The following is a 14,032-nucleotide window of genomic DNA, read 5'->3' on the forward strand; positions in this document are numbered from 1 at the left end:
TACGGCATCAATATCGCTGAAAACTCACGCATTCCCATCCGCGTCGCCAATGCCTTAAGATTCGGTTCATCTCGCCGCGCAAGCATGGCAAGACAAGGTATTCCATCTACTCATCCCACACTATGCGCATCCTGCTCGTCGAAGACGACATTTCCCTTGGCGACACCATCCAGGCCTGGTTGCGCCTTGACGGCCACGCCGTCGACTGGGTCCAGCGCGGCGACTCGGCGCAGACGGCCCTGATGACCCATCGCTACGACTGCGTGCTGCTCGACCGCGGCTTGCCGGGCTTGTCCGGCGACGCCTTGCTGGGCCAGCTGCGCGCCGCCGGCAATGGCGTGGCGGTCATCCTGATCACGGCCTTCAATGCGCTGGCCGATCGCGTCGAGGGCCTGGACCTGGGCGCCGACGATTACCTCGTCAAGCCGTTCGAGCTCGAGGAAATGTCGGCCCGCATCCGCGCGGCCGTGCGCCGCGGCGCGAACCAGGTGAGCAATGACCTCGTGCACGGCGAGATCGCCCTGAACCTGGACACCAAGGCGGCCAGCCTGCGCGGTGCCCCCATCGCGCTGACGGCGCGCGAGTACAACGTGCTGTATGCGCTGCTGCTGCGCAAGAACAGCATCGTTACCCGGGCCCAGATCGAGGAAACACTGTACGGCTGGGGCGACGAAGTCGAGAGCAATGCCATCGAGGTCTACGTGCACAATCTGCGCAAGAAGTTCGGCAGCGACAGCATCGTCACCGTGCGCGGGCTGGGCTACCGGATGAAGACCGATGGTGAATAAGTCGCAGGTGCAGACACAAGCGCAGCCGTGGTCGCTGCGCCGGCGCCTGCTGACGGCCATCGTTGCCGCCAGCACCGTGCTGTGGCTGGCCAGCCTGGGCATCGTCACCGTGATCGCCTGGCGGGAAACCAACGATGTGTTCGACGATGCGCTCGAAGAATCGGGCTACATGATCATGGCCGCCACCACCGACTGGAACGAGCGCGGCCTGTTGTTGCGCTCCGGGCTCGAGAGCCGTCCTGGCCGCAAGGTCGATATGCAGTACCAGATCGTGGCGGACGGGCGCGTCATCCAGCGTACCGGCGGCGCGCCCGGGCAGCCGTTCGTGACGGATTTTGATGAGCAGGACGGCTTTGCCGACGTGCGCAACAACGGCGATCCGTGGCGCGTGTTCGTCGTGCGCGACGCGGCGCGCAGCGTCGAGGTCCAGGTCGGCCAGCAGCAGAGCAAGCGCTTGGACATTCTGGAAGAGCTGGCCGAATCGCTGTGGCTGCCAGTGCTGGGCTTTCTGCTGCTGCTGGCGCTCGTGTGCTGGGTGCTGACCGGGCGCGTGCTCAAACCCCTGCGCCAGACGGCGGCAAGCATCGCGGCCAAGACGCCGCAGGATCTGACCCAGGTCGCCACCGCCGGCCAGGCGCGCGAAGTACTGCCGATCGTGCAGGCGCTCAATGGCGTGCTGGGGCGCCTGGAAGCGGCGCTGCAGGCCGAGCGGCGCTTTACTGCCGACGCCGCGCACGAGCTGCGCACACCGCTGGCGGGCCTGCACATGCACGTGCAGCTGCTGCAGCGCCAGCATCCCGATCTGGCCGCGCCGTTCCAGAAACTACGCCACGATATCGCGCGCACGACCGGGCTGGTGGACAGCCTCCTGATGCTGGCACGTCTCGATCCGCTGGCGCGCGAACAACTGGCGCGCGAGCCGGTGGCCTTGCCGGCGCTGCTCGAACGCCTGGTAGGCGCGCATGCGCAAGAAGCAGCGGCGCGCGGCATCAGCATTGCCGTGCACTGTGAGCTTGAACACGTCGAGGCCGACCCGCAGATGCTCGACATCGTGCTGCGCAACCTGCTCGACAATGCGCTGCGCTATTGCCCGGACGGCAGCCGGATTGCCATCGACGCGCACCGGCACGCCGGGTTCGACCGCATCGCCGTGCGCGACAATGGTCCGGGTGTGGATGCAGCGAGCCGCGCACGCCTGAGCGAGCGATTCTTCCGCGTGCTGGGGCAGGGCCAGCCGGGCAGCGGACTCGGGCTGTCGATCGTCAGGCGCATCGCCGATCTGCATGGCATCGCGCTGGCCTTCGGCGCAGGCCTGGATGGGCGTGGCCTTGGTGTCACGCTCGATGTTGAAGCGCCCTTAAGATCGGTTTAATGTCCCGCCGGTGTAATGCGTCCGTGCCTGCCAACGCTGTGCAGGCAACGACCCACCAACTACCGAGGACTGACCATGAAACGTATTTCGCAACTTGCCTGCATCGCCCTGTTGATCACCGGTTCGGCCGTCGCTGTCGCCCAGACCGCCGCAACCGCCACTGCAACCCCGACCGCAACGCCGACTGCAATGCCGGCCACCAAGGCCGCGCCAGCGGGCTATGCCGGCCCATCGGGCGCGCCGTTGATGACGGCCAGGGACTTGCTGGCCAAGGGCAAAGATGACCAGTACGTGCGCCTCAAGGGCAAGCTCACCAGCCACAAGGGCGACGAGAACTACGAGTTCACCGACGCCAGTGGCAAGATCACGGTCGAGATCGACGCAGACCGTTTCCCGGCCGGCGTGACGGTCGATCACAACACGCTGGTGGAACTCACGGGCGAGTTCGACAAGGAGATGTTCGGCGAGTCCACCGTGGACGTCGAGCAGATCAAGGTCGTCGCGCAGTAATAATTGGCGCGTTCGGGCGATAATAGCGGCTTCGCCGCCATGATTGCCCGATTCGCCCATGCATTACGATTACGCCGACCTGACGCACAACTTCGACCCCGGCGCCCTGAAGCGTGGCCACGATTACGCCGATGACGGCCATGTCCTGGTCGCGCAGTGGCAGGCCGAGCGGCTGATTGGCGAAGTCGCCGGCAGCGGCGGGGCGATCTACCATCAGACCATCCGCGTGTTCACGCGCCGCGAGCAGGTCAACTTCGACGGTCACTGCACCTGCCCGGTGGGCTACAACTGCAAGCACGTCGTGTCGGTCCTGATCAAGGACATCGAGTGCCGCGAACGCGAAGCCCGGCAGGCCCCTGCTGCGGCCAACGCCGTGGCGCAGCACTGGCTCATGCAGCTCTCGCAGCTGCGCCAGGTCACGCAGCCGGCGCTCTCGGCCACAGGCGCCGTGACCATACTGGCCTGGGTCCTGGTGCCCGATTTGCACGGTCACTCCCAGTTGCACCTGCGCAAGGGCCGCCAGGGCAAGCGCGCCGGCATCGGCGCCAGTTCGGGCGACGTCAACCATCACGGCCTGCTGCGCGATCCACCGGCCTGGATCGCGACCGGCGACGTTGAGCTGCTGCGGCAGTTTGCCGGCCTGGCCGCTGCTTCGGGCGGCCTGGGCGTCGCGCGGCCGCAAGGCGCACTGGGCGCACGCCTGCTGGCCCAACTCGTCGCACAAGGCCGGCTGCTGCGCGCCCACACGCCAGAGGATCTGGCGCGCGGCCGGGTTGCGCCGCTGCTCGCCGGCCCGAAGCGCGCGGCCGTGATCGACTGGCATCCATTGGACGGCGACCCCGATGCGCTTCAGCTGAGCTGGCAATTTTCCGGCGGCGGCGCGCGCGAGCGGCAGATTCCCGATGAAGTGCTGCCGACCGAACCGGCCTGCTATATCGATGGTGACCTGATCGGGGAGCTGACGCTGCCAGCCTTGCTGGCGCCCTTGCCGCTGGAGATGCTGCTCGGCGCGGTGGAGCAGGCGCCGCTGCTGTGGCCGGAGCACCGCGCCAGCGTGGCGACGCGCATGGCCGAGCTTGGCCTGGAGGGCGTGTTCCCACTACCGCAGGTGCTGGAAACGCGTGAGCGCAGCGACGTGGCGCCGGTGCCCCTGCTGGTGCTCGACAGCATGCTGGCCAGGCAGCGCGGCGACTACCTCTGGTACGACCATGCCACGCTGATGTTCGACTACGACGGCTGGATCGCGGAGCCCGACGACGGGCCGGTGCTGCGCCGCATCGAGAACACCAAGGTTCAACTCATCGTGCGCAATGCGCCGCTCGAAGCGGCGGCGCGGGCGCTGCTGACCGGGCTCGGGTTCGCCGAACCGCCACCCGACTCGCCACTGCTTGAACTCCCCGGCGCCTTGCAGCTAGCCGACGAAGCGGCCTGGGTCGGCTTCGTGCGCGATGCGCTGCCGCGCCTGGAGGCGGCCGGCTGGCAGGTCGCGATCGATGAAGATTATCGCTACGACCTGGCCGAGGTCGATGACTGGTACGCCGAACTCGATGAAGAAGGCGAGGGCGGGCAAGCCTGGTTCGCGCTCGAGCTGGGTATTGTCGTGAACGGTCAGCGGCACGCGCTGCTGCCCTTGCTGCTCAAGATGATCCGCGCCGCGCCGCAGGAGTTCGACCCGGTGGCCCTGGCCACGCGCGCCGACGAGGGCGACCTGGTGATCGAGCTCGACGACGAAACACGCGTGGCCGTGACCTGGGGCCGCATCAAGCCGATCCTGGTCACGCTGGGCGAACTGTATTTCAGCGAGCGCATGGGCAGCCGGGTGCGCCTGCCGGTGATGGATGCGGCGCGCCTGGCCGAACTCGAGCGCGCCTCGCACCTGCGCTGGATGGGCGGCGAGCGCCTGCGTGCACTGGGCCGCAAGCTCAACGATTTCGACGGCATCCGGCCGGTCGAACTCCCCGTTGGCCTGCAGGCCGACCTGCGGCCCTATCAGCGCAGCGGCCTGGCCTGGCTGCAGTTCCTGCGCGAATACGAATTCGGCGGCATCCTGGCCGACGACATGGGGCTGGGCAAGACGATCCAGGCGCTGGCCCACATCCTGGTCGAGAAAGAAGCGGGGCGGCTCGATCGCCCGGCGCTGGTCGTGGCGCCCACGAGCCTGATGCCCAACTGGCAGGCCGAGGCGGCCCGCTTCACGCCCGGCCTGCGCGTGCTGCTCTTGCATGGCAAGGAGCGCACGGCGCTGTTCGACGGGATCGGCGCTGTCGACGTCGTTCTGACGACCTACGCGCTGCTCGGGCGCGACGAAGTGGCGCTGCGCGCCCATCGCTATCACCTGTTGATCCTCGATGAAGCGCAGTACATCAAGAACAGCCGCAGCAAGGCGGCGCAGACGGCGCGCCTGCTCGACGCGCGCCATCGCCTGTGCCTGACCGGCACGCCGGTGCAGAACCACCTGGGCGAATTGTGGTCGCAGTTCCACTTCCTGATGCCTGGCCTGCTGGGCGACGAGCGCGGCTTCAACACCGTGTTTCGCAAACCGATCGAGCAGGGCGGCGACACGAACCGCAAGGATTTGCTGGTGCGGCGCCTGAAACCGTTCATGCTGCGCCGGACCAAGGACAAGGTGGCGACCGAACTGCCGCCCAAGACCGAGATCATCCTGCCGGTCGAGCTTGGCGGTGTCCAGCGCGACCTGTACGAAACGGTGCGCGTGGCGATGGACCGCAAGGTGCGTGACGAGATCGACCGCAAAGGCCTGGCGCGCAGCCACATCGTGATTCTCGAAGCGCTGCTCAAGCTGCGTCAGGTATGCTGCGATCCGCGCCTGCTCAAGACGGGCGCGGCCGGCGGCTCGGCCAAGCTCGAAGCACTGATGGAATTGCTCGACACCCTGATCAGCGAAGGGCGCAAGGTGCTGGTGTTTTCGCAGTTCACGAGCATGCTGGCGCTGATTGCCGATGAACTGAACGCGCGCAACATCGCCTACGTCGAACTCACCGGCAGCACGGTCGACCGCGCCGCGCCGGTCGCTGCGTTCCAGGCGGGGCAGGTGGGCGTGTTCCTGATCAGTCTGAAGGCGGGCGGCGTGGGCCTGAATCTCACGGCGGCCGACACGGTCATCCACTACGATCCGTGGTGGAACCCGGCCAGCGAAAACCAGGCTACTGACCGCGCCTGGCGGATTGGCCAGACCCAGCCGGTATTCGTCTACAAGCTCATCGCACGCGGCACGCTGGAAGAAAAAATCCAGGAAATGCAGCGCCGCAAAGGTGATTTGGCCAATGCCCTGCTGGCCGGCGACACCGAGCTGGCGCCGGCCATCGGCGCCGACGACCTGCGCGAGATCTTCTCACCGGTCGAGCACGCACGACCATAACGAAAAAGGCCCGCCTAAGTGGCGGGCCTGTCAGGGTTGGCGCGACCTGGCGGTCGTTCGAGCTTATGCTTTTTCGAGATGCGCCGCGAGCTGGCCGCGCAGTTCATGACCGCTCGAGTGCGTGTAATCCTTGTTGAGCTCATGCGTGATCAGCGCCTTGACCTGCGGATCGATCGCCGTGCGCAAGAGGCCCAGGAATTCGGGCGATGCGGACACGATCAGATGCTGGTACTGGCTTTTCTGATGCGCTTGCAACAGGTACGATGCAACGTCCCTGGCAAACTTTTGCGCTTCGTGCTCGGCAGGCGTGACGGCTGGCTGGTAGTCGCTGCCCGGTGCGCCGGCCTGTGTGGCGTGCTCGAAGCCGCCGCCCTGGCCGCCGCCGATACTGTGGCCGCTATTGCCGGCCGCCCGCGGGCTCAGTCTGTCCGTCACGATGTCGCTCACGCGCCCCTGCGCGGCAGGATTGACCATGTCTTCCACTTCTTGCAGCGACTTGGCAGATTTGGTATCGGCGAAAATACGTGCACGACCGGCATTGGCCGCGATGATCCAGGTTGTAGGCATAGAGTCCCCTGATTGAATGGTGGGTGGGCGCATCTGGCGCTGCGGAGCCTGGGCTCCGGCTGGCGCGATGCGCATGGAGGCCATCGCCGGCAGTGGCGGACACGATCGACGCACAGCATCCGGCCGCGTTCCCTGCCTGGCGACAAGTGATGATTTAAGTATAGCCCTGTCAAAAAATCCACGTCGCACCGCGTTCCTGCCGTGCGCGCCTGGGCAGTTGCCGGATAACCGAATGGATCAATTTCTTGGTGGACGTGCAGTAGCGTACTGAACGAGGACGCTGCGGCGCGCAAGATAGACCCATCGACACTGCAAATACAAAAGGAACAACATCATGGGTAAATTCTTCATTGGCTGGCTCCTGGGCATCCCGGTCGTTGTACTGGTGATCCTGTACCTGGTCTTCTAATTGTTCTTCTGACTGACGATTTGATCAGCAGCAAATAAAAACGCCACCTTGCAAGGTGGCGTTTTTGTATTCACGCATCACGGCGCACGGGCGCCGTGATGCGACTTACCATGTGATTACCAACCGATATCCTTCATCAGTGGCAGCGTCAGATCGTACGGTGGCGACAGGAACAGGGTCAGGTCCGAATTGATGCTTGGCTCCATCAGCAGGTTTGGCGATGCCGTCACGTCCCAGTGCGATACCGACGATCCTGCCGCCAGCACCGATGGGGTGTACAGCAGCGGACGGCCCAGGGAATCGGCGCCGGCCTTGCGGGTCGGGTCGGTGGCCAGCGATGCGATCACCACGCCAGGCTGCGAACGCGTACCGTATGGCTTGGCAGCGGCGACAGCGGCTTTCAGTGCATCGCCAGCGGCTTGCGTGATGCCGGCCGACGGGATGGTGACGGTTGGATCGGCACCACCCGGTGCGATGTCGCCGGCAACGTTATTGGCCAGCAGAACGCCGACTGCGCCAGCATTTTGCGCGTTCTTCACCTTGACGGCGAAACCGCATGCGCCGCGGCTGATGATCGGCACCTTGCCGCGCACTGCTGCCGCATTGGCGGCATTGAATGGATCGCAGCCGGGACCGGCTTCGCCGGTCTGGGGCGTGATCGTGGCCAGTGCGCCGAGCGAGGCGACGGCTGGCAGAGTCGGGCCAAAGGCCGACGCCGAATAGTTGATGCCCGGCAGCACGCCAGTTGGCGTCGCCGCTTTCAGGATCGGCTGCGAGCGCAGGATGCTCGCGCCGGCGACCGAATTGGCACCGGTCCAGGCCAGGCCCAGCGGGTTGATCGCCGAAACGCGGCGCTCGGCCGACGACATGTTCAGCCAGCTCTTCTTGGCCGTGTTGTCGTACATAAACTCTTCCCAGACGCTTGGCAGGCCGCCTTCGGACACATATGACGTGCCTGCTGCATTGATGCGGAAGCCAGTCGAGGTCTGCACGCTGACGACCGAGAAGCCCAGGCCGTGGCCCAGTTCGTGCAGCAGGGTTGCTGCAAAGTTCACCTGGCTGCCGGCATTGCCGTCCAGACCCAAGTAGAAGCTGCTGCCTGCGAGGCAGTTCGGCTGGCCGAGGTTGACGTTGAACTGGGTCTTGATGTCGACGTTGCCGTAGCCGGTGCCGTCGTCAGGGATGCCGCTGGTCAGGTTGACGCCGGCCAGCTTGTTGGCCAGTGCTGCTGGATACCAGGTGTTTGGCTTGCCGCCTGCGAAGTTGTTCCAGATATTCCAGGCGCCGGCGCTGCCCAGCACGGCCGTGGTGGCGGTGCAGGTCAGCGCTTCCCAACCGGCCGACACGGTGATCGTCACGTTACTCTGGAGATTGCGTTCCCAGATATCGGCAACGTGGCGATAGACGTTGAAGCGTTGCTCGCCGACCGTCGTGCCCATATTGCCGCCAACTGGTGTGGCCGGGGTCGGATCGTTAAAGCCGAAGCCGGCTGGATCGCGGCTCTGGATGGTGATGGTTGCAGCTTGCGCGGCGATGCAGGTCAGGATGCTGGCGGCGGCCAGTACGGTGCGAGCAGCGGTAAGCGAGAAGGATGGGGTGCGCATGATTACTCCGTGACAGGCGTAATGGTGTGAACGTGGCCGGTCGAATCGGCATTCTGGGTGTCACCGTGCGTGACGGTGATGCTGCCGTCGGCGTTACGAACCGCCACCGACGTGGTCATGAACTCGTCAGTCAGGCGGGCGCCGCGCGCGCCGCTGCTGTGGAATTTTTGCAGCGTTGCTTTTGGGGCAATGCGTGCGGTGGCCTTGACGGATTGCGCTTTCAGCGCGACTGCTTCGGCAGGGGTGGCGCCGCGCAGCTTGCCGGTTTCGACATCGCGCACGATGGTCAGCGACTCATTCGGGGCGACAGCTGCTTCCTGGGCAATGGCGGACTGGCCGGCGAAACCCATCAGGGCAAAGGCAATGCCGGCGACGCGCAGTGCGCGCAGGCCGGTTTGTTGTTTCTGGAACATGACAATCTCCTGGAAAAACATATTCGATGCAAAATGTGCGAAGCGCAGCGCGCTTCGCCGGACAACGTGGCGTGGAGCGCTCAGGCGCGTTTGCGGCGACGTGCGGCAACCAGGCCCATGGCGCCAGCGGCCAGGATCAGGATGCTTGCCGGTTCCGGCACTTCGGCGGCATCGGTGGCCGAGATCGACAGCGTATCGAGGCCGACATAGTTCGACGTGGCTTGCGCACCGGTGTGCTGGAATGCGAAACGGGTCGTGCCTGCTGCGGCAGCGATATTGGTGGTGTATTGCGTCCAGCCGCCGGTCGAGACGGTGAAGGCAGGCATCAGGCTGACCAGGACGCCGTCAGCGCCGGTGTAGCCGAACGAGAAGCTGTCGCTGAAGCCGGCTTCGTCGATGGCATTCAGCCAGAACGACACGGTTGCGCCCAGTGCAGTGGAAAATTCGGGGGTGTACAGCCAGTTGTTGATGATGCCATCGGTGCCCGCAACGCCGAAGTTCGACGCGGCGTAGCTGTAATCGCCGCCGTTTTGCGACGTGAAGCCGACGCTACCTTGGAACCAGCCGGGCGTCGCGCCGCCAGGGGTGCTGTTATTTTCCAGAATCCAACCCTTGCTCTGGAGACTGTTTACATCATCAAAACCTTCTTCAATCACAACCCCGGCGAACGCCGAGGACATCATTCCGGAAACCAGCAATGCAGCAAGTGCGTTCTTCATTCTGATGCGCTCCAAGTGTGTACGATGAACGGGTCTGCATTCGTGTCACAGCCCCTGTATCGGATGTCGTAATGATCATTCGACGACTATCGGAGCTAATGCACATTGCGTGCCAGCAAAACAACACATTGATTTCTATGAGAAATATTTTTCAAAATAAAAATTTGGTAATTAATTGTAAGATTTTCCGACAAATTTCATACGCTTGTCACATAAATAACGACACATTATTTTTCATTTCACGCACCCGCGCTATTTTGTTGCCATTGGGTAGCTTTTGTTGATGATTTGTCAGTTTGCCGACATGCTGTGTGCTTCATGCTTTTTCCTCTAACGGGACCACGATGCATCCTCTTTTTCCTTTTCTCGCGAGTACCTGCCTGCTGGCCGGTTGTGCTGCCGTTCCGGCGCCTGTCGATGGCGACCGCTTCATGGCCACACTCAGGACGATGTGCGGTGAGCGCTTCGAGGGCGGCCAGACCTATGCGGTCGATCCAAACAACGAGTTTGCCAACAAGACCATTTCGACCGAAGTCATCTGCAGCGCGGCCGATGTGCGCATGCCGGTCAAGGTTGGCGAAGATCGTTCGCGCACGTGGATTTTCACGCGCCCTGCAGCAGGGCTGGAATTACGCCATGACCATCGTCACGCTGACGGCACGCCCGACAGGGTAACGATGTACGGCGGGATGGCGCAGCCCGGCGGCACTGCACGCTCACAGGCATTCCTGGCAGATGCCTATACGGCCCGACTGGTTCCCGGCGCTGACACCAATTTGTGGACAGTGACGGTCAGCGAGAATGGCACCGTGCTCACTTACCGGCTGGAGCGACACGCCAGGCCGCGCGCCGAGTTCGTCATGAAACGCGTGCCGGGTTAAGCCGGCGTTCAGGTCGCCGTATCGGCCCGCACCGTGTCAGCAAATGACAGGATCAAGTCATTCACGATGCCGGGCTGCTCCCGGTGCAGCCAGTGACCGGCGCCGTCGACGGTCGCGGTTTCGTGCAAGCCTGGGCTCGGCGCGATTGCGGACCGGATGGCACTACCCAGTGACACATCGTGCGGCTCTGCGATGTACTTTTACCAGCCGATCCCGCCCCGTTCGACACCGTTGCATGCCATAGCGACAAGATAATTTTTAGATAGCTATAATCAATTGGTCGGCGACTTCGTCCCATTGAAAGAGCTCCATGCGCTTCAGATCCATTCAACTGTCCCTGCGGTTCATTGTTCCCCTTGCCATTGTGCTGGCCCTGTTCGGGTACTTTGCCATTCCGTGGATGGAAAATCTTACCCAGCGCTGGTTCGTGCGTGACCTGGACACGCGCTCGCGCCTGGTGTCGAGCACGCTGCAACAGCCTTTGCTGACCTATCTCGAAGACGGTTCGGGCGAAAGGATCAACGACGCGTTCGAGCGCGCGATTCAGGACGAGCGCCTGTATGCGCTGGCCCTGTGTTCGACCGACGGCATGCTGCTGTACAAGACCTCGACCTATCCAGCCACGCTCGGTTGCCGTGAGGGACAGGTCAGCAATGAGGACGATGGCTCGACGTCCAATCCCGTCGTGCGCCTGGCGGAGGGTCCGGTCCACGTTTCCACGCGCGAGCTGACGCAGGATGGGGTGTCTGCCGGGCGCCTGGTGCTGGTGCAGGACATGAGCTTCATCGAGCGCCGCAGCGCCGACACCAAGAAATACATCCTTGGCCTGTTCGTGTTGATGGCCGGCGCGATCTCGCTCATTACCGTGATCATCGCTCACCTGAGCTGGCGTGGCTGGGTGGCCGGCATGCGTGAAATGCTGCGCGGCGAACTGTTACCGCGCTCGCCAAGTCACGTTGCGGCCGAGGCGGCGCCCGCCGAAGGCGACATGGCGCCGCTGGCCAGCGAGTTTCGCGCCATGCTCAATGATTACCAGCGCGAGCTGGCCGCCAGCCCGGTCGAGTCAACGACCTGGAGTCCCGAAACGCTCAAACAGTTGCTGAACCAGGACCTGGCCGGTGACCAGATCCTCGTGGTCTCGAACCGCGAGCCCTATATCCACGTGGCCACACCCAACGGTGTGAAAGTCCAGCGCCCGGCCAGCGGCCTGGTGACCGCGGTGGAAGCCGTGATGCGCGCCTGCTCCGGCACGTGGATCGCGCATGGTGCCGGTTCGGCCGACCGCGAGACGGTCGACGCCAACGACCATGTGCCGGTCCCGCCCGACAACCCGAGCTACACGCTGCGCCGCGTCTGGCTGTCGAAGGAAGAAGAGCAGGGCTATTACTACGGCTTTGCCAACGAGGGCCTGTGGCCGCTGTGCCATATCGCCCACGTGCGGCCCGTGTTCCGCTCGACAGACTGGGCCGAGTACGTGCGCGTGAACCAGCGCTTTGCCGACGCCGTGATCGCCGAAGCGCGCTCGGACAACCCGGTCGTGCTGGTGCAGGATTATCACTTCGCCCTGTTGCCGCGCATGGTACGCGCAGTGCTGCCAAAGGCAACCATCATCACGTTCTGGCACATCCCATGGCCAAACCCCGAGTCGTTCGGCATCTGCCCGTGGCGCGAAGAAATCCTCGACGGCATGCTGGGCAGCACGATCCTGGGCTTCCACACGCCGTTCCATCGCAAGAATTTCCTCGACACGGTCGACCGCTATCTGGAAACCCGCATCGAGGACGAAGCCTCGACCGTCAGCTACGGCAACCAGCTCACGCAGGTCAAGCCGTATCCGATTTCGATTGCCTGGCCCGACGAGATTCCGGGCGAACCCGATATCGCCGCCTGCCGCGCCGAGATCCGCCAGGCGCTGTCGCTGCCGGCCGACCAGTTGCTGGGCATCGGCGTCGACCGCCTCGACTACACCAAGGGCATCGTCGAGCGCTTCGAAGCGGTCGAACGCATGTTCGAGCTGTATCCGGAAATGATCGGCAAATTCACGTTCGTGCAGATCGCCGCGCCCACCCGCTCGTCGCTCGACGAATACCAGAACCTGGAAACGCGCGTGCGGGCCCTGGCCCAGCGGATCAATGACCGCTACGCCAGCGGCACCTACCTGCCGATCGTGCTGAAAACCGAGCACCACGAACAGCGCCAGTTGCGCACGTATTTCCGCGCTTCGGATGTCTGCAGCGTGACCAGTCTGCACGACGGCATGAATCTGGTGGCCAAGGAATTCATCGCCGCCCGCGACGACGAAGGCGGCGCGCTGATCCTGAGCCAGTTCACCGGCGCGGCGCGCGAGCTGCACGAAGCGCTGATCGTCAATCCGTACCACATCGAAGAGGGCGCCGAAGCGCTGTACCAGGCGCTGCGCATGCCGCGTGACGAACAGCGCGAGCGGATGCGCAGCATGCGCCGCCGGGTGCGCGACTTCAACGTGTATCGCTGGGCCGGCCGCATGCTGCAGGATGCAGCGCGCCTGCGCCAGCGCGAGCGCGTCAAGTCGCGCATCGTCTCGCTCAGCCAGGACCGCGTGCGCAGGGGGCAAGCATGACCGACACCACTGACAACCTGCAGGCCGCGCTCGACTTGCTGGCCGCGCCCGATTGCGTGCTGTTTCTCGATTTCGACGGCACGCTGGTCGACATCGCGCCGTTGCCCGATCAAGTGATCGTCACCGACCTGCTGCGCACCGCATTGCCGCTGCTGCAGGCGCGCCTGAAAGGGCGGCTGGCCCTCGTGTCCGGCCGGCCCATCAACGAGCTCGACAAACTGCTGGCGCCGCTGACGTTCCCTGCCGCCGGCGTGCACGGCATGGAACGGCGTGGCGTCGACGGTGTCTTGCGCCGCCTGACAGCGCCTGACTTCACGCGGGTGCGGCAGGCCGCGCAGGGGCTGGCGGCGCGCCATCCCGATCTGTGGGTCGAAGAAAAACACGGCGCGCTGGCGCTGCATTTCCGCCAGGCGCCCGAATTGCAGGCGCTGTGCACCGAAGCGATGCGCGTTGCGGTGGCAGCCAGCCCGGGCCTGTTGCTGATGGAAGGCAAGATGATCGTCGAGGTCAAGTCGAATGCCGTCAGCAAGGGCACGGCGATCCGCGACTTCCTGGCCGAAGCGCCGTTCGCCGGTTACCGGCCCCTGTTCATCGGCGACGACACGACCGACGAAGCAGGTTTTGCACAAGTACAAAGTATTGGCGGGATCGGCCTGAAGGTCGGACCGGGCCCCACCGTGGCCCAGTGCCGCATCGCGTCGGCGGAACAATTGCGCATCGTACTGTCGCAAGCGGCCGCCGCGCCAACCATTGGAAAGGACACACCCCATGAATGATGATTCCCAAGAGTC

11 protein-coding genes are annotated in these 14,032 nt (G+C 64.3%); 7 read left to right on the forward strand and 4 right to left on the reverse strand.

What is annotated here, in order from left to right:
- Nucleotides 1–122: 122 nt before the first annotated feature.
- From RCH14_RS13490 to RCH14_RS13505, 4 genes are all read left to right on the forward strand, one after another.
- Complete coding sequence (locus tag RCH14_RS13490; RefSeq protein WP_343026609.1) at nucleotides 123–788, forward strand: response regulator transcription factor; 666 nt, start codon at nucleotides 123–125, stop codon at nucleotides 786–788.
- On the forward strand, nucleotides 778–2,160 hold the full coding sequence (locus tag RCH14_RS13495) for an ATP-binding protein (RefSeq protein WP_343026610.1): 1,383 nt from the start codon (nucleotides 778–780) through the stop codon (nucleotides 2,158–2,160). Before RCH14_RS13490 ends, RCH14_RS13495 begins: the two co-directional genes overlap by 11 nt.
- 75 nt (nucleotides 2,161–2,235) lie before the next feature.
- Entirely contained in the window at nucleotides 2,236–2,670 is a 435-nt protein-coding gene (locus RCH14_RS13500; protein ID WP_343026611.1) for a NirD/YgiW/YdeI family stress tolerance protein, read from the forward strand.
- 58 nt (nucleotides 2,671–2,728) lie between these two features.
- Entirely contained in the window at nucleotides 2,729–6,049 is a 3,321-nt protein-coding gene (locus tag RCH14_RS13505) for a DEAD/DEAH box helicase (protein ID WP_343026612.1), read from the forward strand.
- A gap of 63 nt (nucleotides 6,050–6,112) precedes the next feature.
- Here RCH14_RS13505 and RCH14_RS13510 read toward each other — a convergent pair whose 3' ends face one another.
- From RCH14_RS13510 to RCH14_RS13525, 4 genes are all read right to left on the reverse strand, one after another.
- Nucleotides 6,113–6,616, reverse strand: a complete 504-nt coding sequence (locus RCH14_RS13510; protein ID WP_343026613.1) for a host attachment protein — start codon at nucleotides 6,614–6,616, stop codon at nucleotides 6,113–6,115.
- Nucleotides 6,617–7,141: 525 nt separating this feature from the next.
- A complete protein-coding gene (locus RCH14_RS13515; protein WP_343026614.1) occupies nucleotides 7,142–8,629 on the reverse strand; it encodes a PA domain-containing protein in 1,488 nt (495 codons plus the stop codon).
- Between the two features lie 2 nt (nucleotides 8,630–8,631).
- Nucleotides 8,632–9,042 carry a post-PEP-CTERM-1 domain-containing protein gene (locus RCH14_RS13520; RefSeq protein WP_343026615.1) on the reverse strand — a complete coding sequence of 137 codons (411 nt, stop codon included), beginning with the start codon at nucleotides 9,040–9,042 and terminating at the stop codon, nucleotides 8,632–8,634.
- Between the two features lie 80 nt (nucleotides 9,043–9,122).
- Nucleotides 9,123–9,761, reverse strand: a complete 639-nt coding sequence (locus tag RCH14_RS13525; protein ID WP_343026616.1) for a choice-of-anchor J family PEP-CTERM protein — start codon at nucleotides 9,759–9,761, stop codon at nucleotides 9,123–9,125.
- A gap of 344 nt (nucleotides 9,762–10,105) precedes the next feature.
- Here RCH14_RS13525 and RCH14_RS13530 point away from each other — a divergent pair, with 344 nt between their 5' ends.
- The 3 genes from RCH14_RS13530 (at nucleotide 10,106) to otsB (ending at nucleotide 14,017) form a co-directional block, all read left to right on the forward strand.
- Nucleotides 10,106–10,642: a hypothetical protein gene (locus tag RCH14_RS13530; protein WP_343026617.1), complete on the forward strand. Its 537-nt coding sequence runs from the start codon at nucleotides 10,106–10,108 to the stop codon at nucleotides 10,640–10,642.
- 310 nt (nucleotides 10,643–10,952) lie between these two features.
- Nucleotides 10,953–13,241, forward strand: a complete 2,289-nt coding sequence (locus RCH14_RS13535) for a trehalose-6-phosphate synthase (protein ID WP_343026618.1) — start codon at nucleotides 10,953–10,955, stop codon at nucleotides 13,239–13,241.
- Nucleotides 13,238–14,017, forward strand: coding sequence for a trehalose-phosphatase (gene otsB, locus RCH14_RS13540; protein ID WP_343026619.1), 780 nt, complete (start codon nucleotides 13,238–13,240; stop codon nucleotides 14,015–14,017). The genes RCH14_RS13535 and otsB overlap by 4 nt, the downstream gene beginning before the upstream one ends.
- Nucleotides 14,018–14,032 lie beyond the last annotated feature (15 nt).

The organism is Massilia sp. MP_M2 (assembly GCF_039123635.1).
Taxonomy (GTDB): domain Bacteria; phylum Pseudomonadota; class Gammaproteobacteria; order Burkholderiales; family Burkholderiaceae_D; genus Telluria.